Origin of the sequence: Streptomyces sp. NPDC002889, from assembly GCF_042888425.1 — a bacterium.
Lineage (GTDB): Bacteria > Actinomycetota > Actinomycetes > Streptomycetales > Streptomycetaceae > Streptomyces.
Genome location: NZ_JBIAPT010000010.1, coordinates 294439 through 315425, shown reverse-complemented (window position 1 = coordinate 315425; position 20987 = coordinate 294439). Strand labels below are relative to the sequence as shown.

Below are 20987 nucleotides of genomic sequence, written 5' to 3'. Positions count from 1 at the left end.
ATCGAAAAAGTCCTCACCGACCACCCCGACATCACCCACGCCGCCGTCACCCTCCACAACGACCACCCCGGCAACACCCGCCTGATCGCCTACGTCGTCGCCGACACTTCCGGTCCGACGAGCGACGAGGACGAGCGGAGTCAGATCCGCGAGTGGCAGGATCTCTACAACTCGCTGTACTCCGAGCCCGGTTCCGAGTTCGGCGAGGACTTCTCCGGTTGGAACAGCAGTTACGACGGCCGGCCGATCCCGCTGTCCGAGATGCGGGAGTGGCGCGAGGCCACCGTCGAGCGGATCAGGGCGCTCAAGCCCGGCCGGGTCCTCGAGATAGGTGTCGGCACCGGCCTGCTCCTCGCCCATCTGGCGCCCGAGTGCGAAGAATACTGGGGGACGGACTTCTCTCCGACTGTCGTCGAGGCGTTGCGGCGCCACGTCGAGACCGATCCCGAGCTCGCCCGGCGCGTCACCCTGCGCACGCAGGCCGCACACGAGCACGGCGACCTTCCGCACGGGCACTTCGACACGGTGATCCTCAACTCCGTTGCCCAGTACTTCCCGAACGCCGAATACCTGGAACAGGTCATCGAACAGGCATTCCGCCTGCTCGCCCCCGGCGGAGCCGTTTTCGTCGGCGACATCCGCACTCCCCGGCTCCTGCGAACCTTCACCACCGCGGCCCTGACGGCGCGCGCCGACGACCCGACCGACACCGCAGCCATCCGCCGCGCCGTCGAACACAGCCTCGTCCTCGAAAAAGAACTCCTCGTCGACCCCGAGTACTTCACCGCCCTCGCCCACCACATCCCCGACATCGCCGGCGCCGACATCCAGCTCAAACGCGGCACCGCCCACAACGAGCTCACCCGCTACCGCTACGACGCCACCCTCTACAAGACCGGCATCACCCCCCACCCCCTCACCAGCGCCCCCACCCAGCCCTGGCCCCAGGACATCGGCGCCCTCACCGATCACCTGCGCACCGAGCGGCCCGACCGGCTGCGCGTCACCGGCGTCCCGAACTCGCGCATCGCGCACGACCTCGCCGTACAGCACGCCCTCGAAACCGGCACGTCCCCGACCGGTCCGCGCACTCCGCACGTCGATCTCGAGGTCTTCCACCACCTGGGCGACGAACACGGCTACTGGACCGCGATCAGCTGGAACACGCACCACCCCGCCACCGTTGACGTCACCTACGTCAAGCGCGGGTATCTCGGTGACGCCGTCCCCGTCGGCGCCTACACATCCGCGGGCGCCGCCGGCCCCAGTACCCCGCTGTCCGCCTGGACCACCAACCCCGTCACCAGCCGAGGCACCGGCGCCCTGCTCACCGCCCTCCGCGAGCACACCCGCCGCCACCTCCCCGACTACATGCACCCCACCGCCATCGTCCCCCTCGACCGGATCCCCCTCACCGCCAACGGCAAGCTCGACCGCGCGGCGCTCCCCGCGCTCGGCCTCGAGCAGACCGACATCGGCCGTGCTCCCGGCACGCCGCAGGCGCAGGTCGTCTGCGAGCTTTTCGCGGAAGTGCTCGGCCGGCCGGTGGTCGGCGTGGACGAGGACTTCTTCGACCTGGGCGGACACTCCCTGCTGGCCACACGGCTGATCGCCCGGCTGCGGGCTGCCTTCGGCGTCGAGCTGGGTCTGCGGAGCCTGTTCGAGGCGCCGACCCCGGGCGGGATCGCGGCCCGGCTGGACATCGACGATCCGGACGGCTCCTACGAGGTGGTGCTGCCGCTGCGCACCCAGGGCAGCCGGCCGCCGCTGTTCTGCATCCACCCCGGCGGAGGCATCAGCTGGTCGTACAGCGCGCTCATCAAGCACCTCGGCCCCGAGTACCCGCTCTACGGCATCCAGGCGCGCAGCCTGGCCCGCCCGGAACCCCGGCCGAAGAGCATCGAGGAGATGGCGGTGGACTACGCCGACCACATCCAGACGGTGCAACCACACGGGCCGTACCACTTGGCCGGCTGGTCGTTCGGCGGATTGTGCGCGCACGCGCTGGCCGCGGAGTTCCAGCGACGCGGCGAACGGGTGGCACTGGTCGCGGTGCTCGACGTCATCCCGAACTGGCAGGGGCTGACCCATGCCGATGTCCCCGCCCCCGACGACCGGGTGATGCTGCTCTACCACGTCGGTCTCGTCGACGACGGCAGCCACCGACACGACGGCGAGGAGATGACCTTCGTCAAGGCCCGGGAGATCCTGCGCCGCCAGGGCAGCGTGCTTGCCAACCTGGAGGAGGAGCGGCTCGCGACGATCACCGAGATCTCGGCGAACAACACCCACCTGACCGTCGACTACCGGCCCGGCCTAATTGAAGGCGACCTGCTGCTGATCGCCTGCTCGGAGCAGCAGGACCCACCGGTCACCGCCGAGGCCTGGCAGCCGTACGTCCTCGGGACGGTCGAGGCCCATGTGGTCTCCGGCGAGCACGGAACCATGCTGACCCGGCCGGGCACGCTGGCCCGGATCGGTCAGATCCTGTCGGCCAAGCTCCACGAGCTCGCCGACGAAGAGCAACGTGCCCCGGCCGCTCCCACGCGTCTCCCATCCACTTTCTGCGAGGACTGACAACCATGCTGACCGACGCGCTCTCCGTCGACCTGAACAAGGCTTTAGAGGCCGTCGACGGCTGGCTGAGCGACTACATCCGCCAACCGCACAGCGAACTCGGACGCTCCGGTCCGGTCTGCCCGTTCGTCGAACCGGCCCAGCGTGCCGACGCGCTGGAGATCAGGGTCAGGCTGGTGGGCCCTACCCCGAGCCAGACCCTCGTCGACGAGATCGTCCGCTGCGGCCTCGACGAGTTCAGCGAGGTCGACTGGAAGGCCGGCAACCCGAATCTACGCTCGCTGCTGCTCGTCATGCCGGACCTGCCGCCCGAGCATCTGCATCTGCTGGACGCGGCGCACACCGCGCTGAAGCCCGAGAGCGTGCACCGCGGGCTGATGATCGCCCAGTTCCACGAGAGGTGCCGGGAGAAAGCGGCCCGCAACCCGGCGTTCGAGGTCAGCCACGCCTCGGTGCCGATGGTGGCCGTGCGCTCGATGGCGATCCACGACGTGCTGTTCCTGGCGGACCGGCGGGAGTGGTTCGAGGAATACGCAAGCCGCTTCGGGGTCCGCTACCGCAACTCGGCGCAGGGCGTGGACCCGCTGCTGACCGAGGTGTACGAACGCGCCCGTGCCACCTACGGCATGAGGGGCTGAGCGGATGCGCGAGGAAACCGCGGTCGGGGAGCGTGCGATGACCGGCGCCGCCGTGTACCGGGGGATGGACCAGGCCACGTTGGACCGGCAGTACTCGCCGAGCTCCCGCGTGCCCAGCCTGGGGACCTACCTCCAGGAGTACGAGAGGCTGAGCGAGACCGCGCACCGCAACCACCCGGCGCGCACCGGAATCGCCTACGGCCCGCACTCCGCCGAGGTGCTCGACTACTTCCCCGGTACGGGCCCAGGCCGCCCGCCGCTGCTGGTCTTCGTCCACGGCGGGAACTGGCAGGCGCTCGGCCGGGCCGAATCGGCCTTCCCGGCGCCGCCGTTGCTGGCTGCGGGGGCGGCGGTCGCCGTGGTGGAGTACGGGCTCGCACCGCAGGTCGGGCTGGACGCGATGGCGGGGATGGTGCGCCGCAGCGTGGACTGGCTGCTGCGGCACGCCGACCGGCTCGGGTTCGCCCCGGACCGGCTCCATCTGTGCGGCACCTCGGCCGGCGCGCAACTGGCCGCCATGGCCTTGTTGCCCGGTCCGTTCGAGGGTCCGGACGTCTCCGGCCGGATCGCCGGGGCGGTCCTGCTGAGCGGGATGTACGACCTGGAGCCGGTCCGGCTGTCGTACGTCAACGAGGCACTGCGGCTGGACGAGGCCGGGGCGCGGCGCAACAGCCCGCTCCACCTGTTGCCGCCGCGGCTGCCCGAGGTGGTGGTCGCCCGCGGCGGCAACGAAACCGACGAGTACGTCCGCCAGCACGAACGGATGGTGACGGCGCTGCGCCCCCGGGCGGCCGTGTCGGATGTCGTCGCCGAGCGGCGGAACCACTTCGATCTCCCCTACGACCTGGGGACCCGGGGCACCGAGCTGGGCGACGCGGTCCTCGCGCTGATGGGATTGGGAGGAACGACCGCATGACCACCGAGCAGAGCACCGGGTGTCCGTTCTCCGCCGACGGAAGCCGGCCGTCCGCCGAGTTTCCGCCGGGCACCACCCCGTATGCGCACTACGCGCGGATGGAGACGCTGCTGGCGCTGCAGCACCCGCTCAGTACGGCGGACACCGAGCCGGGCTTCATCATCATGAGCCAGGTCAAGGAGCTGTTGTTCAAGCTGCTGCACACGGAACTCACAACCGCCCGTGACCAGTTGCGGAAGGACCGGCTCGACGACGCGCTGTGGACGCTGCGCCGGTCGGCGCGGGTGCAACAGGTCCTTCTGGTGTGCTGGGAGACTTTCTCCGTCCTGTCGCCCGTGGAATTCGCCGAGTTCCGGGACGTCCTCGGGTCCGCCTCCGGCTTCCAGTCGGCCGGCTACCGGCGGCTGGAGTTCCTGCTCGGCAACAAGAACCCGGTGATGGCGGAGCCGCACCGCGGCACGGCGGGGTACCAAGAGGTGCTGAGCCAGCTGCGCGAGCCGAGCCTGTACGACGAGGCGCTCGCGCTACTGGCCCGCCGCGGGCTGCTCACGACGGACGGCTCCCCGGCCCGCGACGCCACGCAGCCGTATCACGCCGGTGCGGAGGTCGAGGAAGCCTGGGGGGCGGTCTACCGGGATCCGATCCGCCACCGCGACCTGCATCTGCTCGCCGAGACGCTCATGGACACCGCGGACCAGTTCGCCCGCTGGCGCTACACCCACCTGGTGACCGTGCAGCGGATGCTGGGCGCCAAGCCGGGCACCGGCGGCACCGAGGGCGTGCCCTGGCTCGCCCGGATCAGCGAGCACCGCTTCTTCCCTGAGCTGTGGTCGGTGCGCTCGACGCTCTGACCCGCCCGGCTCGTGACGGCTTCCCGGCCACCGGGTGGCGACGCGGAAGACGCCGGGGACACGAAACACGCCCACGACATGAGAGAAGGAGGACCGATGGAGGGCGGGATCCCTCGCGCGGCGGCCGAGGAACTGGACGCGGCCGATCCGCTGGCCGAGTTCCGGGAGCGGTTCGTCATCGCCGATCCGGAGCTGATCTACCTGGACGGCAACTCGCTGGGCCGGCTGCCCGCGGCCACCCCGGACCGATTGCGCGAGGTGGTCGAGGAGAGCTGGGGCGGCGGGCTGGTGCGGTCATGGCAGGGCTGGATCGACTGGGGCGGCCGGCTCGGCGACCGCCTCGCGGAGCATGTGCTCGGCGCCCGCGCCGGCGAGATCGTGGTCTCGGACTCGACTTCGGTCAACCTGTACAAGCTGGCCGGTGCCGCGTTGGACGCCGCGCCGGGGCGCGGCACCGTCCTGATGGACGCCGAGGACTTCCCGACCAACCGTTACGTCGTGCAGGGCCTCGCCGAGCAGCGCGGGCTGCGCCTGTGCCGGCTCGCGTCCGACCTCGACGGCGGCCTCGACCTCGACCTGCTTCGCTCCGCCCTGGACCGGGACGTCGCACTGGTGGTGCTGTCGCTGGTGTCCTATCGCAGCGGCGCGCTGCTGGACATGGCGAGGGTGAACGAACTGGCCCGCACGGTCGGCGCCCGGGTCCTGTGGGACCTGTCGCATGCGGCCGGAGCCGTCCCGGTCGATCTCGCCGGGACCGGCGCGGAACTGGCCGTCGGCTGCACCTACAAGTACCTCAACGGCGGCCCTGGCTCGCCCGCCTATCTCTATGTGCGCCGCGAGCTGCAGGCCGAGCTGCGGCAGCCGGTCTGGGGCTGGTTCGGGCAGCGGGAGCAGTTCCAGATGGGCCCCGACTACGATCCGGTGCCGGGGATCGAACGGTTCCTGGTGAGCACCCCGCCGCTGCTGTCACTGGCTGCGATCGATCCGGCCCTCACCCTCGTCGAGCAGGCCGGCGTGGCGCGGATCCGGGCGAAGGGGCTGCTCCTGGGCCGGCTGGCGGACGATCTGACGAACGTCTGGCTGACCCCGCTGGGCTTCCGGTCGGCCTCGCCCCGCCCGCCGGAACAGCGAGGGTCGCACCTGTCGCTGCACCATCCCGACGCCTGGCAGATCTGCCAGACGCTCGCCGCGGAGGCGAAGGTCGTCTGCGACTACCGGGTCCCGGACCGGCTACGGATCGGCCCGTCCCCGCTCTACACCCGGTTCACCGAGGTCTGGGACGCGATGGCCCGCCTCCGCGAGGTCGCCGCCCGGCGGACCTATCTCTCCCGGCCCGCCGGCCTGGCCCGGGTGACATGACGGCCCACCCGGCGCCGTGCTCCCCAGCCCCGAGTCCCCTCCACCCCATCCGATACGGAGTTCCCATGGCAGCCACGTCCCCACTCACCACCGATGGCCTGGTCCGGATCCTGTTCGGGTCCTCGGCCTTCCAGATGCTCAACGCGGGCCGCAACCTCGGCCTCTTCCCGTTGCTCCAGCGGCGGCCGGGCCTGAGCCCGCAGGAGATCGGGCGGGAGCTCGGCCTGGAGGAGCGTCCGGTGCAGATCCTGCTCCTGGGCACCACCGCCCTGGGTCTGACCGACCGTCAGGACGAGGGCTACCACAACGCCGAGCTCCTGACGAGCATGTTCGCGGACGGAACGTGGGAGATCATCGAGGACCTGATCGCCTACGAGGAGCAGATCGTCCGCCCCGCCGAGGTGGACTTCACGGAGTCGCTGCGCGCCAACACCAATGTCGGCCTTCGTCGGATCAAGGGTACCGGCACGGACCTGTACCACCGGCTGTCCGCGGATCCGGATCTGGAGCAGCTGTTCTACCGCTGCATGCGGTCCTGGTCCCGTCTGTCGAACCCCGTCCTGGTGGAGAAGGCCGACCTGACCGGGGTGCGCCGGGTGCTCGACGTCGGCGGTGGGGACGGCGTGAATGCCATCGCCCTGGCGCAGGCGAACCCAGAGGTCGAGTTCACCGTCCTCGACCTCCCCGGGACGGTGGAGATCGCCCGCCGCAAGATCGCCGAGCACGAACTTGCCGACCGGATCTCCGTACGGGCGGCCGACATCTTCGCCGACGCCTACCCGTCGGGGCACGACTGCGTGCTCTTCGCCAACCAATTCGTCATCTGGTCGCCGGAGGAGAACGTGGGCCTGTTGCGCAAGGCCTACGCGGCCCTGCCCGACGGCGGCCGGGTGCTGGTCTTCAACGCCATGTCCGACGACAGCGGCGACGGCCCGTTGTACGCGGCCCTCGACAACGTCTACTTCGCGACCCTGCCCGCCGCGAGCAGCACCATCTACCCGTGGGGTCAGTACGAGGAGTGGTTCGCCGCGGCCGGCTTCGTGAAGGCCGAGCGGCTGCCGGGCGGCCGGTGGACTCCGCACGGCGTGATCAGCGCGGTCAAGTGACGCCCCAGCGAGAACCGGAGCCGACCATGTCCCGCACTTCCGACGGCATCTCACCGAACGGCGAAGGCGCGACGTGCCCCGCCGGGCCGCACATGATGGATCCCGCCCTGCTCGCGGATCCGTTCGGCGGCTACGGCCGCCTGCGCGAACAGGCCCCCGTGGTCCGCGGCCGGTTCGTCGACGGCACCCCGGTGTGGTTCATCACCCGTTTCGACGATGTCCGCAGGGCGCTGCGCGACCCCAGGTTCGTCAACACCCCCTCCAACGTGCCGGGCGAGGGGGGCGCGGATCCGCGCGAGCGCATGATGGAGCTTCTCAGGGTCCCCGAGCACCTGCGGGTCTACCTGCTCGGCTCCATCCTGGACAGCGACCCACCGGACCATCCCAGGCTGCGTCGCCTGGTGACCCGGGCGTTCGCGGCCCGCCGGATTCTGGATCTACGGCCGGACATCGAGCGGATCGCCGACCGGCTGCTGTCCGAGCTCCCGGGCCGGGAGCAGGACGGCACGGTCGACCTCCTCGAGCACTTCGCGTACCCGCTGTCGATCACGGTGATCTGTGAACTGGTCGGCATCCCGGCGGCCGACCTCGACCGGTGGCGGGAGTGGGGCGGCGACCTGGTGTCGATGCGGCCTGAACGGCTGCACCACTCGTTCCCCGTGATGATCGAGTACTGCCACGCGCTGATCGAGCGGCGGCGCGCCGCGCTCGGGGACGATCTGCTGAGCGCGCTGATCCGTGCCCAGGACGACGACGGCGACCGGTTCAGTGACATCGAGATGGTCACCATGATCCTCACCCTGGTGCTGGCCGGCCACGAGACGAGTGCGCATTTGATCGGAAACGGCACCGCGGCGCTGCTCGCCCATCCCGACCAGCTGGCGCTGCTCCGCAAGGACCTGTCGCTGCTGCCGCGGGCGGTCCATGAGCTGATGCGCTGGTGCGGGTCGGTGCACGTGGCGCGGCTGCGCTACGCCACCGAGGACCTGGAGATCGCCGGCACGCCCATGGCCCGCGGGGACGCGATCCAACTGGTGCTGGTGTCGGCCAACTTCGACCCCCGTCATTACACCGCCCCGGACAGGCTGGACATCACGCGCCATCAGGACGGGCAGGCCGAGAACCACGTCGGCTTCGGTCACGGCATCCACTACTGCCTGGGCGCCACGCTGGCCCGGCAGGAAGGCGAGGTGGCGTTCGCGAGGCTGCTGGAGCACTACCCGGACATGGCGGTGGCGGACGGCAATGCGGAGCTGGACCGCGCCCGGCTCCCGGGCAGTTGGCGGCTGAACTCGCTTCGGCTGCGGCTGCGGCCCTGACCGCGCTCACAGGACAGAGGGGCCGCCCGGCGCCGGGCGGCCCCTCTGTCCTGCGAGCCTCGTGGAAGTGGCCCGTCAGGGTGCTCGGTCGGCGGGCGGGCCGTCCGTCGCAGCGATGGCCTGCACCGGGCAGGACAGCGCCGCCTCCTGTACCTGCTGATGCGTCGCCGTTTCAGTTCCTCCCGGTACCAGCGCGGAGTATCCGTCGTCGTCCTGGGTGAACACCCCGGGCGCCGTCAGGACGCACTGCCCGGACCCGATGCAGGTATGGTGATCGATGCTGATCTGCATGAAAGGCTGTCTCCGGTGGTCGGGCGGAGGCCGTCAGTGACCGAGCTCGTGCGCGGCGGCGCGGTCGAGTGCCACGAGTATCCATTCCTCGAAGTCGCGTTCGACTCTCGACGCGGCCTCTCGCCAGCGCTCCACGCGGTCGCAGGGCGCGCTGATCTGGGGCAGGCTGGCACGTGCGGGCGTGGCTGCCCGATTCCCCTGACGGCTCTCCCGCAGCTGAAGTCTGAGCTTGTTCCTGGACCAGCCGTGTTGCTCGGCTCGGTCGAGCCACGCGTCCGCCTCTGCGGGAGGCAGGGAGACGACCTCCGCGTGGTGGCCGAAACTGAGAGCCTCGCGCCGGCGCGAGAGCTCGAAGTGCCGCGCCACCCAGGCGTAGTTGCGCAGTGTCTGGTAGTCGAGTCCTGCGGACTGCACTCCCGTCCGATAACGGTCGGCGTAGCGCTCCTGGCCGTACACGAGCCAGTCGCCCAGACACCAGGCGGAGGAATCGGCGATCTGGAAGATGTGAAGTCCGGCCTTCTCCCACCGGTCGTACGACAGGGTGGCCGGGATCTTCAGGCCGACCCGGGTGGTCAGGATCCGATCCTTACCGTTGGTTCTGCGGCGAAGGGCCGCGTCGCCTGCTCTGCGGCCGACTGGTAATTGACTGTCACGCTGGTCGTGCTGGGCGATGTGCTGCACGGGTCTTTCTCCTGGAAATGAGGCACTGACAATCTCGTACCAGTCGTCGGCCGCCGAGAGTCATGCAAGGTAGCAGCCAAAAAAACCGTAGATCACCGCCCGGAACACAGTCAATGAGCATTTCCGGTCAGACTGCGACCGGGTTCGAGCACAAGGCGTCGTTAGTTGACACGTTTCGTGCACCGGCGATTCCGGCGGGCCCCGCGCCGCCCCGCCACGCCCTGGCTGTCACGGCGTGGACGGAGCATCGTCGGCCGGACTGCTGACGCCGGTCCGCACGGCCGCGTCGATACCGTCAAGGATCAATGCCAAGCCGACCCGGAACGCCTCTTCGGCCTCCCGCTCCATGTACGGCGCGGCCTCACCGGACTCCTCCTCGGCGGCGGCGGTCGCGTGCGACTCCAGGGCCGCGAGCGCCGGGAAGCGCTCGGCGAAGTCCGGCGCCACCTCCATGAGCAGCGCGGACCGCACTGCCCACCATTCCTCGTCGGACACCCCGGTCGCCGGACCCGCCTGCCGGTGCTCCGCGGTGACCCGGGCCATGCCCCGGACGAACTGGAAGAGCACGGCGATGAGGCGGCGGACCCTCAACGGCTCCAGGCCGATCCCGCCCAGGATCCGCACCACCGTCTCCAGCTGTGCGTACTCGCCCGGCCCGAGGACCGGTCTGGCCTGGGAGACCTGCAGCACCCACGGGTGCCGCAGGTAGAACGCCCACATGTCGTCGGCCCAGGCGGTGATCGCAGCACGCCACCCCGCACCGGTGTCGTACTCGGTGGGCAGCTCGGCCAGCACCCGGTCGTGCATGAGGTCGACCAGTTCGTCCTTGCTCGGCACATAGGTGTAGAGCGACATGGCGGTCCGCTCGAGCCGCGCCCCCACAGCCCGCATCGAAAGGGCCGCCATACCGTGCTCGTCGGCCACTGCGATGCCCGCGGCCACGATCGTGTCGACGTCGAGTCCGGGCTTGGGCCCGGGCATGGCTCTGGTGCCCCTGAAATCGGCCGAGCGCCAGAGCAGAGCCATCGAGCGGCGGGCGTCGCCCTGCCCGGCAAAAACAACCACCTTGCAACTCCTTACGGCATAAAGTAACCTCGCCGAAGCATCTCCTTACGATGTAAATATATCAGGTGGGCGCGGGCCCGCTTCGGGATGCCCTACGTTCTCGGAAGGTTTTCGATGGCAGAGCTCCCTGTCTCATTCATCCAGGTCACCGACATCACGCGGGTCACACCGCGTATGGCCCGCATGACGTTCGACGCCGACCAACTCGACGACCCCGTCGGCCGAGCGCCGGACCAGCAGGTCAAGCTCTGCTTCCCCCGGCCCGGCCAGCGCCTGCCCGTCCTGCCGGAACAGGGCGACGACGCGACGAACTGGTACCAGGCATTTCTGGCCATTCCGGAGAGCGAGCGGCCCTGGATGCGCAGCTTCACCATCCGCCGACGCCGGCCGGGATCGAACACGGTCGAGATCGACTTCGTCCTCCACGGGGATACCGGCCCGGCCACCAGTTGGGCCGGCTCCGCCCGGACCGGCGACCAGCTCGGCATGGTCGGACCGTCGGCGGTCTACTCCCGGCCGGTCTCCCTGACGAACTCGATCGCGGACTCCGACTGGCTCCTGCTGGCCGGCGACGAGACCGCACTGCCCGCCATCGGCACCCTGCTCGAGGCGCTGCCCGAAGGAGCCCGTGCCGTGGCCTACGTCGAGGTCGCCGACGCCGCCGAGCGGCAGACCTTCGACACCCACGGCGACGTCACCGTCCGCTGGCTGCACCGCGAGGGAACCCCGGCCGGCCGGAGCAACGTGCTGGTCGACGCAGTGCGCAAGGCCGAGTTCCTCCCGGGCCGCCCGTTCGCCTGGGTGGCCGGCGAGTCGGGCGCCGTCCGGGCGCTGCGCCGTCATCTGGTCGACGAGCGGGGACTGGACAAGCGGTCGATCGACTTCAGCGGGTACTGGCGGTTCAAGCTGACCCAGGACGACGCCCCGACAGCGGAGGACATGGCCGAGGCCCAGGAGCGGCTCGCCGAGGCCCAGGCAGCCGCCGGGGACCGATCGGAATGAGCCGTGTGGAGGAGCCCGGCATCCGGCCGGCCCCTTCCGTCATCCGACCGAACAGCGGTACGCACGAGAGAAGGATCTCATGATCACAGTGCGGGGTCTTGCCAGGCAGTTCGCCCTCCGGGGCCGAACCGTCGACGCCGTGCAGGGCATTGACTTCGATGTGTCGGCCGGGGAACTGGTCGGGTTCCTCGGACCCAACGGGGCGGGCAAGACCACGACCCTGCGGATGCTGACCACCCTGCTGCGCCCCACCGGTGGAACGGCCACCGTGGCCGGCTGCGATCTGCTGACGGACCCTCATGGGGTCCGCCGCCGAATCGGCTATGTGGCCCAGGGCGGCTCCACCTGGCCGGAGTCCAGGGTCGCGGAGGAAATCGAGCTGCAGGCACGGTTGTACGGCCTGTCGCGGGCGGAGGCCCGGCGGCGCGGCGCGCTGCTGGCCGAGCGGCTCGACCTGGCCGGCCTGGACCAGCGCCCCACCAAAACGCTCTCCGGCGGCCAGCGCCGCCGGCTCGACATCGCGCTCGGGCTCGTACACGAGCCCGCGCTGGTCTTTCTGGACGAGCCCACCACCGGACTGGATCCGCAGAGCCGGGCCAACCTGTGGGACCACGTCCGCCGGATGCGTGCCGAGCAGGGCATGACCGTCTTCCTCACCACCCACTACCTCGACGAGGCCGACGCACTGTGCGACCGGATCCTGGTGACGGACCACGGTGCGATCGTCGCCGAGGGGACCCCCGACGAGCTCAAGGCCCGCGTCGCCGGTGACGCAATCACTGTGGAGGTCGCCGACCGGACCGCCGAGGCGGCCGAACTCGCCGAGCGGCTGCCCGGCGCGCACGAGGTGACCGTCGTCGCCGACACCGTGCGGTTCCGGGTGCCCCGCGGTGACGCGGCGCTGCCGGAGCTGCTGCGCACCCTCGACAGCCGCGGGATCACGATGACCTCGGTCAAGGTCAACCGGCCCACCCTCGACGATGTGTTCCTCAGCCTGACCGGGCGCTCCCTGCGCGACGGCGGGGCCACGCCCCCGGCCATGGAGGCCACCCATGCTGCGTGACACCCGGCTGATCTTCATCAGGGACATGAAGCTGTCTCTGCGCAATCCCACCTGGCTGATCATCGGGATCATGCAGCCGCTGCTGTACCTGTTCCTCTTCGGGCCGCTCATGGTGACGGTGGTCGACCACACCCCCGGTTTCCCGTCCGGCGACGCCTGGGAGGTGCTGACTCCGGCGCTCATCGTGCAGACGGCGCTGTTCAGCGGCTCCTTCGCCGGTGTCGGACTGCTCACCGAGTACCGGGTCGGCGTGGTCGACCGCTTCCGCGGCACCCCGGCCAGCCGGTCCGCCCTGCTGTTCGGGAAGGTCCTGGCTCAGGCCGTCCAGGCCACCGCACAGTCGGCGCTGATCGTGCTCGTGACACTGCTCGTCTTCGACCTCGACGCGCCGGCGTCCGGCATGCTGCTGAGCCTCGCGATCGCCGCGGTGCTGGCCATCACGCTGTCCTCGGGATCGTACGCGCTGGCGATGGTCCTCAAGAGCGAGGCCGCGTTCCCCTCACTGATGAACGCCGTGCTCCTGCCGCTGCTCCTGCTGTCCGGTGTACTGCTGCCGGTCACCGAGCAGATGGCCCCCGACTGGCTCTACAACCTGGCCCGGATCAACCCGCTGACCCACGTGGTCGACGCCGAACGCGCCGCGTTCCGAGGCGACTTGAGCTCGTCGGAGCTACTGACGGGTTCCCTCGTCCTGTTGTTCATGACCGCGCTGGCCCTGGTATGGGGCACGCGGACGTTCCAGAAGGAGAACGCCTGACGGCGACGTCCCCTGCCCGACCACGACCGGCGCTCCCCGGGGAGCCCCGCCCGTACCATCCGAGGAGCACATGTGAGTACCGACGCCATCAAGGTGACCGGTGCCAGGGAGAACAACCTCAAGAACGTCTCGGTGAAGATCCCGAAACGGGGCCTGACGGTCTTTACCGGCGTCTCCGGCTCGGGCAAGTCCTCCCTGGTCTTCGGCACCATCGCGGCCGAGGCGCAGCGCCAGCTCAACGAGACCTTCACGGCGTTCGTCCGCACCTTCCTGCCAGGCCACGGCCGTCCGGACATGGACACCGTCGAGAACATCTCAGCCGCGGTCGTCATCGACCAGAAGCGCCTGGGCGGCAACCCGCGCTCCACGGTGGGCACGATCACCGACATCAACCCGCTGCTGCGGCTGCTGTTCTCCCGCGCAGGCGAACCCGCCGGCCTGCCGCCCAGTGCCTTCTCGTTCAACGATCCACAGGGCATGTGCCCGACCTGCGAAGGTCTGGGCACGGTCGTGCGGCTCGACCTCGACACGTTCGTCGATCGCACCAAGTCCCTCAACCGGGGCGCGCTGCTGCATCCCGACTTCTCCACCGACAGCTGGTACTGGCTGAGTTACGTGGAGTCCGGCTTCTTCGACAACGACAAGCCGTTGGCCGACTTCACCGAGCCGGAGTGGCACCAGCTGCTGCACGGTGAGCTGCCGCAGAAGCTCCGCCTGGTCTGGCAGGGCAACACGCTGAACGTCAGGTACGAGGGCCTGGCGGACAAGTTCACCAGGGTCTACATCAAGAAGGAGGACATGTCCGAGCGGGGCCGCCAGGTGTTCCGGCGGTTCGCGCGCTCGGCTCCCTGTCGGGACTGCGACGGCACCCGCCTCGCGCCCGCCGCCCTGGCCGGCCGGATCGCCGGCCACCACATCGCGGACCTCACCGCGATGGAGGCCGAACGTCTGACGACAGTCCTGGCGGAGCTGGACCTGCCCCACGTGAAACCGGTCCTGGACGACCTGATCGCCCGCCTGCGGCACCTGAGTGACATCGGTCTCGGGTACCTGAGCCTGGAACGGGAGACCCGCACCCTCTCGGGCGGCGAGTCGCAGCGGATCAAGATGGTCCGTCACCTTTCCAGCAGCCTGACCGAGATGCTGTACGTCTTCGACGAACCGAGCGTCGGCCTGCACCCACGGGATGTGCACAGGCTCAAGGAACTCCTGGTCGCGTTACGGGACAAGGGCAACACCGTGCTGGTGGTCGAGCACGATCCGGACGTCATGGCCCTTGCTGACCACATCGTCGACATGGGCCCGAAGGCCGGAACGCTGGGCGGCGAAGTGGTGTTCGAAGGCAGTTTCGCCGACCTCGCCGATGCCGACACACTCACCGGCCGTCACCTCCGGCTCCCGCTGCCGCTGAAGGCCGAGCCCCGCCGTCCCACCGGAAGGCTCACCGTCGCCGGCGCGAACAGCCACAACCTCAAGGACGTCACGGTCGGCTTCCCCACCGGCGTCCTGACCGTGGTCACCGGCGTGGCCGGGTCGGGCAAGAGCTCGCTGGTCAACGACGAGTTCCTGAGCCGGTATCCCGACGCGATCGTGGTCGACCAGTCCGCGGTGACGGGGAGCCGGCGGTCCAACACCGCCACCTACACCGGGCTGCTGGACCCGATTCGTAAGCTGTTCGCCAAGGCCAACGGGGTCAGCGCCTCGTTGTTCAGTGCGAACTCCAAGGGTGCCTGCCCGAACTGCCAGGGGCTGGGCGTGCTGTACACCGACCTGGCATTCATGGAGACGCTCAAGTCCCTCTGCGAGGCCTGCCAGGGCCGTCGCTTTTCCGACGACGTGCTCGGCTACCGCCTGCGCGGTCAGTCGATCAGCGACGTACTGGAGATGACGACGGCCGAGGCGGCGGACTTCTTCACCGAACCCAAGCTCCGCCGGGTACTGCACGCGCTGAACGAGGTCGGCCTGGACTACCTGCGCCTCGGTCAGCCGCTCAGCACCCTGTCCGGCGGCGAGTGCCAGCGCCTCAAGCTCGCGGCCGACCTGCACCGCGTCGGCAGCGTCTACGTGATGGACGAGCCCACCACCGGCCTGCACATGTGTGACACCCACCGCCTCCTCGGCATCGTCGAGCGCCTCGTCGACCAGGGCAACACCGTGATCGTCATCGAGCACAACCTCGACGTCGTCAAGAGGGCCGACTGGATCATCGACCTCGGCCCCGAGGGCGGCAGCGGCGGCGGGCGAATCCTGTACGAGGGAACCCCGGCCGAACTTCTGAAGGTCACCGGCTCCCACACCGCCGAGTACCTCCGCCGGGACCTCTCGGGCGTCTGACGCATTCGCGGTGACCGCCCGTAGCCGCGCCTCGGCGGGGCGGGCCGTCACCACGGAGGACGGGAGTCCCGCCGCCACAGTGCCCGCGAAGTCCGGACGCTCGGCGCTGCCTCCGGGACGCTGCGGGCAGGCTCCCTCCCCCTCATAGGCACAGCCCCGCATCCGATGCCATCTGATGGGTCATCGGTGGAGTCGGCAAAGCAGAGTCCGGTCGCACCCGGTTCAGCGGACCCTTCCCCGCGGTTTCAGCGGCGTTCCGGGGACACCAAGTGCCGCTGTGTGGCAGGTTGTTCCCATGGCGAACCGATTGCTTCCCGTGCGGGTGGGCGGCGTTGACCTGCTCGTGGAGGCAGTTCCCCAGCCCGGGTCAGAGCCCACGTCACGGCTGCAGGAAGCCGGTCAGCAGGTGGTGGAGGCCTTCGATCACGCGCAGGACGCGGTGGTGGAGATCGCCACCTCCGCCGCGCAGGCCATCGGACGGCTGCGAGAGCGGGCGGTGCGGCCCACAGCGGTGGAGGTCGAGTTCGGGCTGAAGTTCTCGGCGCAGGGGAATGTCATCGTGGCCGGAGCCTCCGGAGAGGCTTCGTTGGTGGTCAGGATGACCTATCAGGCACCGGCCGCGGACACACACGACTAGTACGGCGACCAGGCGCCGCGGGGGACGTGATGGTGGGCTCGCTTCGTCGTTCTCGCGTCCCGGGGAGCCTGGGGCGCGTTCTGGGCCCGGGTGGCATGCCCGTTGGAACATGTTTCCAGGTAGCACCCGGCGTTCTCGTCACGGCCTGGCATGTGCTCGCCGACTTGGGATGCGACGGACAGGGCTCCGGGGTCCTGACAGACGCGCTGAACGGATCGTCGGCTTCCGCAGAAGCACAGGTGACGGCCTTCGACGCGGTACGAGACGTGGCCGTGATGCGCCGTGCGGAGCCACTGGAGGAGTCGGTCACCGGCTGGGCACCCACCGACGCGGTAGACCTGCTCACCGATGTGGTGGTCACCGGCGTGGCCTCCGTCGACGACCCCGGGCACGACTACCGGTTCCTCTACGCCACCGGCGCCTGGCGGGGATGGACGGAACGGGACGGCGTGGCGCTGGGCATGCTGTCGTCCTCGTCCCTGGTCCCCGGTATGAGCGGCGCGCCCGTGACCCGTCTGAGCGATGGCGTGGTGGTCGGTGTGGTGTCGGCGCGTTACAACAGTGCCGACGGCTGGCTGCGCGACTGGGTGTGGGTGGCCAGGACAGAGGACCTCACCCATGTTCTGGAGCGCCGCGGGAACATCGGCGTGCGCCGACGACTGGTGCTCGATGATGAGGTGAGCACGCGGCTGTCCGCGTCAGCCTCCGCCGCGGTCCACGCCGACGGCGCGGCCCGGAGCACCCCCGCCGCGCCGGGCCTGACCGGCCCCGGGGAAGCGGCGCGTGAGGCGGCCATGGTGCTCACGGCGCTGGATGACTCGTTCCAGGGGGCGGGGCGCCTTGAGGACATCGTCGAGTTGCTCATCTCCAGGGTGTGCGGCGGCGCTTGGGGTGCACTGGAGGTCAAGGAGTTCCGTCGCAGACTCCGGCTGCGCGGCTTGGACGCACGCGTGCTCGTGCCGCGTCTCGCAGGGCACGAGCAGGCGCTGTTCCGGTGGGCCGAGCCACTGCCACACACGCATCTCGAAGATGGGGTTTCCGCACATGCGGCCCGGGCCTTTCTGGGGAGTTTCCGCAAAGCGCTCGCCGAAGAGTTGCGGGGCGACATGTTCGCGGAGCTGTCCGAGGCGTGCCGTCGTTTCCTCCGGGAAGGTCTCGAGGACACCGGGACTGTTCCTCTGTCAGGCTTCCTGCACGCCCTGACGAGCTATCTGCCTCCCGCGCGTTCCACCTCGGTGGAGGCAGTCCTGTCCACTCCCCGCCAACCGGTCGCGGAGGACGCGGGCGGCGCCGGTGACCGGTTACAGGCCTCAGAACCTCCCGCGTACGCCACCGGCCCGGCACCGGGGCGCCCCGAGCTCATGGCCGTCGCCGTCCAAATGTGCCGTCTACCGGGCGCGGACCCCTGCACCGCCGGCCGCGAGGATCTGGTGCAACGCATCGCGAGCGCGGTCGACCAGCGCATGACGCGGTACGGGACCGCGACTGCGTTCCTGTGCGGACAACCTGGCGTGGGCACGTCCGTCGTGGCCGTCGAGGCCGCCCGCGCGCTGACTCCCGCGTTCCCAGGCGGGGTGTTCTACGTCGACCTGAACGGGCTGGTCCCGGACGCATCGCTCAACGCCCGTACCGTGGTGCGCATCGTCGCCGAGGCCCTGGGCGTCAGGCTCGGCTCCGAGGTGATGGACGACGCCCGGCTCTTCGCATCCTTCACGGCGCACCTGCACGACCGACGCGTCCTGCTGATACTCGACAACGCGCGCGACGCCGCCCATGTGCGGCCGTTCGTCAAGGCAGCCGCCGGCTGCGCCGTCCTCGTCACCTCACGCGACCGGGCCCAGGACTACGCCGATCCCGGGCTCGTCTTCGAGGTCGGCCCATTGGCTCGGGCCGCGTCCGTGGAGGTCCTCACTCGGTGTCTGGAGGGGCACGAACCCCCCGGCGACGAGGTGGCCATGCTCCATCAGTTGGGCCACCTGTGCGGGGACGTGCCCCTTGCCCTCCGCATCATCGGCGCACGCCTGGCACACCCGTCCGGCCCCACACCCTCCTACCTGGTCCAGCTCCTGGAGACGGAATCCGGAAGGCTGGACGGCCTCGCCTACGGCGACCGCGCAGTCCGATTGGCGATCCGGCTCAGCCACGATGCCCTCGACCCGGCCACACGCCGGGTCTTCCGGCTCATCACCGCGGCTCCCGGAGCCGCGGTCACCGGAGCGGAACTCGGCCACTGCCTCGCCGCCCCCGCGCTGAGACAGGAGCTCCTGCTGAACAGGCTGGTGGACCGCAGCCTGGCCCGGCAGGAGATCGTCCGTATGCCCGTCGAGGGTCTGCTGGCCACTTTCAAACTGTTCGACCTGGTCCGGCTCTTCGCCGTGGAACGGCTGGACGAAGAAGAACCACCTGCCACCGTAAGAGACTTCCAGCACGCCCTTGTGGCGTATCTGTGCGCCCGCCTCGCAGAAATCACCGACCAGGTGTCCGGCGCGCTCCTGACCGGCGAACTCGATCCCACCCGCTTCCACACCGCCCTGCAGCTCGCGCAGGACAACGACTGGCTCGACCTGGCCACGCAGCTGGCACTCGGACTGCACGTCCTGTACACGGCGCGTGCGGAACTCGACGCCATCATCGGCATCAACGACACACGCATCGCCCTTCATCTGAGGCACGGGCAGCCCGAAGAGGCGGTCAAGGCCTGCCTGCTCAACGCCGAAACCCTGCGCTCCGAGCGGACAGCCGGGCTCGCGGCCGACGCAGCACGACAGGCCATCCTCATCGCCCGAGAGTTTCAGCTGCCCGATCTCGTCGCCCAGGCCGAGTTCAAACTCAGCCTGATCCTCTGGAACCAGGAGAAGTGGGCCGAGGCCCTGTCCGCGGGTGAGCGGGCCGTCACCATCCTCACCACCACCGGCCGGTCGGCCGCCGCCGTCCCTCTCGCGATCAACAACTGCCGCATCGCCCGGCGAACCGACGACAGCGATCTCGCCCTGCAGTTGGGGCGGGCTGCGCTGGACCTTGCGGACCGGTGGGGAACTCCCGAGTACCGGGCGATGGCCCTCAACGAGCGGGGACTCGCCGAGGACAACGCCGGGCACTGGGACACCGCGCTCGGCCTCTTCCGCCGCGCGGCAGACATGTGGGAGCAACTCGGAAACCTGTCGAACGCGGCAAACGAGAACAACAACGCGGCCAACACAGCCGAGCGTCTCGAGGATCCGGCCACCGCGGTCCACCTCCGACACACCGCCGCGGCCCTGTGGGAGCGCAACGAATCCTTTCCCAGGGCCATGCAGGCGTTGGTCGACCTGAGCGCCCAGTACGCCACCGCGGACTCGTTCCACCAGGCCTCGCTCGTCCTCGACCGCGCCGAACGCATGGCCCGCGGCCCCGGCGCAGACGCACCCCCGTTGCTGCGGACCGAAGTCCTCGTACGGCAGGCAGCGGCCCGGCTCTTCGACACCGATGCCGAACCGCTGCCCGTGCCGGCGCCTTTCAATGGACCGTCCGACGCCGACTCACAGCCGGAGGGGACCGAGAGCGCCACAGACACCGAGCTGGAGCGCGTCCGGGGCGTCATGGCGCGTCACCACGAAGGCGAACTCGGCACGGTCGAGGCACAGCACGAGGTCCGCTCCCTGCTCGACTCCTCCACTCGCAACGAGGCGTACGAGCACGAGCACTGGGTGTACAAGGAGATGGGCTCAGAACCGGCCGAGCGGCCTGCCCTGGAGGCCTGACGGCCGCACGGCACATCGGAAGCCCACAGCACGACGCATTCGATGCAGCGCAAGGGGCGGGCGGCTTGAGCACGTCGCGCACGTGCACCACGTCACGGTGTCCGGCCACCACGTCACGGTGTCCGGCATACGCGCGACCGAAGGCCGGACACAGGGGCGGGCCCGATGCATCGCCGCCGACTCCTCGTTCCACACCCGTCGACCACCGTCTGAGCAGCCGCTTCCCTGAACCACTCGGAAGGCCTCTTCCAGTGCGGTGACTCCAGAAGTCACCACATGGGCGGGGATGGTCCAGCATCATGGCCGGCGGCGGGGCAGGCCGCGATCACGCTGACCGACGAGGGGCAGGCACGAGAGCTGACGCGCTGAGTGTTCTTGCCGTTCGCGATGCCGCCTCCGCCGGGATCGGTGATCGGCACCTCCCGCTGCTTGGCCACTCCGCCCGTGATGGTGAGATCGGACAGCTGGGTGTCGGCGCTCATGCGGAAGACCCGGTCGATGCCGCCTGCGTCGATGACGGTCTCCCGCGCCCCGGCACCCCGGATGGTGGTCGGGGCGCCGACGTTCAGGTCGCCCGTGGTCGGGTCGGGGTTCGAACCGATGAGCAGGCGGGGTTCGGGGGATGGTCAGCCGGTAGCGGCCGGCGGGCAG

General features: G+C 69.9%; 17 protein-coding genes. 13 read left to right on the top strand and 4 right to left on the bottom strand.

The genetic code is table 11. The features are described 5' to 3' along the window. The 7 genes from ACFYWI_RS17875 to ACFYWI_RS17845 form a co-directional block, all read left to right on the top strand. On the top strand, positions 1-2577 hold a 2577-nt coding region (locus tag ACFYWI_RS17875; RefSeq protein WP_389232599.1), incomplete at its 5' end, for an alpha/beta fold hydrolase. Between the two features lie 5 nt (positions 2578-2582). Beyond that, positions 2583-3215 (top strand): DUF6875 domain-containing protein, encoded by a 633-nt coding sequence (locus ACFYWI_RS17870; RefSeq protein WP_389232596.1) that lies wholly within the window; start codon positions 2583-2585, stop codon positions 3213-3215. Between the two features lie 4 nt (positions 3216-3219). Next, the gene (locus ACFYWI_RS17865; protein WP_389232593.1) at positions 3220-4131 is read left to right on the top strand and encodes an alpha/beta hydrolase; all 912 of its coding nucleotides are present in this window, start codon (positions 3220-3222) and stop codon (positions 4129-4131) included. Continuing rightward, positions 4128-4982 (top strand): tryptophan 2,3-dioxygenase, encoded by an 855-nt coding sequence (locus ACFYWI_RS17860; protein ID WP_389232590.1) that lies wholly within the window; start codon positions 4128-4130, stop codon positions 4980-4982. Before ACFYWI_RS17865 ends, ACFYWI_RS17860 begins: the two co-directional genes overlap by 4 nt. 96 nt (positions 4983-5078) lie before the next feature. Beyond that, positions 5079-6341 carry a kynureninase gene (gene kynU, locus ACFYWI_RS17855; protein ID WP_389232587.1) on the top strand — a complete coding sequence of 421 codons (1263 nt, stop codon included), beginning with the start codon at positions 5079-5081 and terminating at the stop codon, positions 6339-6341. Between the two features lie 65 nt (positions 6342-6406). Continuing rightward, positions 6407-7447, top strand: coding sequence for a methyltransferase (locus ACFYWI_RS17850; protein WP_389232584.1), 1041 nt, complete (start codon positions 6407-6409; stop codon positions 7445-7447). A gap of 26 nt (positions 7448-7473) precedes the next feature. Further along, positions 7474-8766, top strand: coding sequence for a cytochrome P450 (locus tag ACFYWI_RS17845; protein WP_389232581.1), 1293 nt, complete (start codon positions 7474-7476; stop codon positions 8764-8766). Positions 8767-8841: 75 nt separating this feature from the next. Here the strand turns inward: ACFYWI_RS17845 and ACFYWI_RS17840 are convergent, their stop codons facing one another. From ACFYWI_RS17840 to ACFYWI_RS17830, 3 genes are all read right to left on the bottom strand, one after another. Next, positions 8842-9057: a ferredoxin gene (locus ACFYWI_RS17840; RefSeq protein ID WP_389232578.1), complete on the bottom strand. Its 216-nt coding sequence runs from the start codon at positions 9055-9057 to the stop codon at positions 8842-8844. 33 nt (positions 9058-9090) lie between these two features. Next, positions 9091-9738, bottom strand: coding sequence for an LmbU family transcriptional regulator (locus ACFYWI_RS17835; RefSeq protein WP_389232575.1), 648 nt, complete (start codon positions 9736-9738; stop codon positions 9091-9093). 228 nt (positions 9739-9966) lie between these two features. Then, positions 9967-10803 (bottom strand): TetR/AcrR family transcriptional regulator, encoded by an 837-nt coding sequence (locus tag ACFYWI_RS17830; protein ID WP_389232573.1) that lies wholly within the window; start codon positions 10801-10803, stop codon positions 9967-9969. A 114-nt stretch (positions 10804-10917) separates the two neighbouring features. Between ACFYWI_RS17830 and ACFYWI_RS17825 the strand changes: the two genes are divergently transcribed. The 6 genes from ACFYWI_RS17825 (at position 10918) to ACFYWI_RS17800 (ending at position 20336) form a co-directional block, all read left to right on the top strand. Further along, a complete protein-coding gene (locus tag ACFYWI_RS17825) occupies positions 10918-11805 on the top strand; it encodes a siderophore-interacting protein (RefSeq protein ID WP_389232570.1) in 888 nt (295 codons plus the stop codon). Positions 11806-11884: 79 nt separating this feature from the next. Beyond that, entirely contained in the window at positions 11885-12868 is a 984-nt protein-coding gene (locus ACFYWI_RS17820) for an ATP-binding cassette domain-containing protein (RefSeq protein WP_389232567.1), read from the top strand. Continuing rightward, positions 12858-13625, top strand: coding sequence for an ABC transporter permease (locus tag ACFYWI_RS17815; protein ID WP_389232564.1), 768 nt, complete (start codon positions 12858-12860; stop codon positions 13623-13625). Before ACFYWI_RS17820 ends, ACFYWI_RS17815 begins: the two co-directional genes overlap by 11 nt. A 72-nt stretch (positions 13626-13697) precedes the next feature. Further along, entirely contained in the window at positions 13698-15959 is a 2262-nt protein-coding gene (locus ACFYWI_RS17810; RefSeq protein WP_389232561.1) for an ATP-binding cassette domain-containing protein, read from the top strand. Between the two features lie 295 nt (positions 15960-16254). Further along, positions 16255-16596: a CU044_2847 family protein gene (locus tag ACFYWI_RS17805; RefSeq protein ID WP_389232558.1), complete on the top strand. Its 342-nt coding sequence runs from the start codon at positions 16255-16257 to the stop codon at positions 16594-16596. 239 nt (positions 16597-16835) lie between these two features. After that, positions 16836-20336 carry an NB-ARC domain-containing protein gene (locus ACFYWI_RS17800; protein WP_389232555.1) on the top strand — a complete coding sequence of 1167 codons (3501 nt, stop codon included), beginning with the start codon at positions 16836-16838 and terminating at the stop codon, positions 20334-20336. Positions 20337-20605: 269 nt separating this feature from the next. Here the strand turns inward: ACFYWI_RS17800 and ACFYWI_RS17795 are convergent, their stop codons facing one another. Next, positions 20606-20818 (bottom strand): hypothetical protein, encoded by a 213-nt coding sequence (locus tag ACFYWI_RS17795; protein WP_389232648.1) that lies wholly within the window; start codon positions 20816-20818, stop codon positions 20606-20608. Between the last annotated feature and the right edge of the window lie 169 nt (positions 20819-20987).

Bases quoted from the DNA above. Each gene is read 5' to 3' on its own strand.
- ACFYWI_RS17870 (WP_389232596.1), top strand. From the start codon at position 2,583: ATGCTGACCGACGCGCTCTCCGTCGACCTGAACAAGGCTTTAGAGGCC.
- ACFYWI_RS17865 (WP_389232593.1), top strand. From the start codon at position 3,220: ATGCGCGAGGAAACCGCGGTCGGGGAGCGTGCGATGACCGGCGCCGCC.
- ACFYWI_RS17860 (WP_389232590.1), top strand. From the start codon at position 4,128: ATGACCACCGAGCAGAGCACCGGGTGTCCGTTCTCCGCCGACGGAAGC.
- kynU (WP_389232587.1), top strand. From the start codon at position 5,079: ATGGAGGGCGGGATCCCTCGCGCGGCGGCCGAGGAACTGGACGCGGCC.
- ACFYWI_RS17850 (WP_389232584.1), top strand. From the start codon at position 6,407: ATGGCAGCCACGTCCCCACTCACCACCGATGGCCTGGTCCGGATCCTG.
- ACFYWI_RS17845 (WP_389232581.1), top strand. From the start codon at position 7,474: ATGTCCCGCACTTCCGACGGCATCTCACCGAACGGCGAAGGCGCGACG.
- ACFYWI_RS17840 (WP_389232578.1), bottom strand. From the start codon at position 9,057: ATGCAGATCAGCATCGATCACCATACCTGCATCGGGTCCGGGCAGTGC.
- ACFYWI_RS17825 (WP_389232570.1), top strand. From the start codon at position 10,918: ATGGCAGAGCTCCCTGTCTCATTCATCCAGGTCACCGACATCACGCGG.
- ACFYWI_RS17820 (WP_389232567.1), top strand. From the start codon at position 11,885: ATGATCACAGTGCGGGGTCTTGCCAGGCAGTTCGCCCTCCGGGGCCGA.
- ACFYWI_RS17815 (WP_389232564.1), top strand. From the start codon at position 12,858: ATGCTGCGTGACACCCGGCTGATCTTCATCAGGGACATGAAGCTGTCT.
- ACFYWI_RS17805 (WP_389232558.1), top strand. From the start codon at position 16,255: ATGGCGAACCGATTGCTTCCCGTGCGGGTGGGCGGCGTTGACCTGCTC.
- ACFYWI_RS17795 (WP_389232648.1), bottom strand. From the start codon at position 20,818: ATGAGCGCCGACACCCAGCTGTCCGATCTCACCATCACGGGCGGAGTG.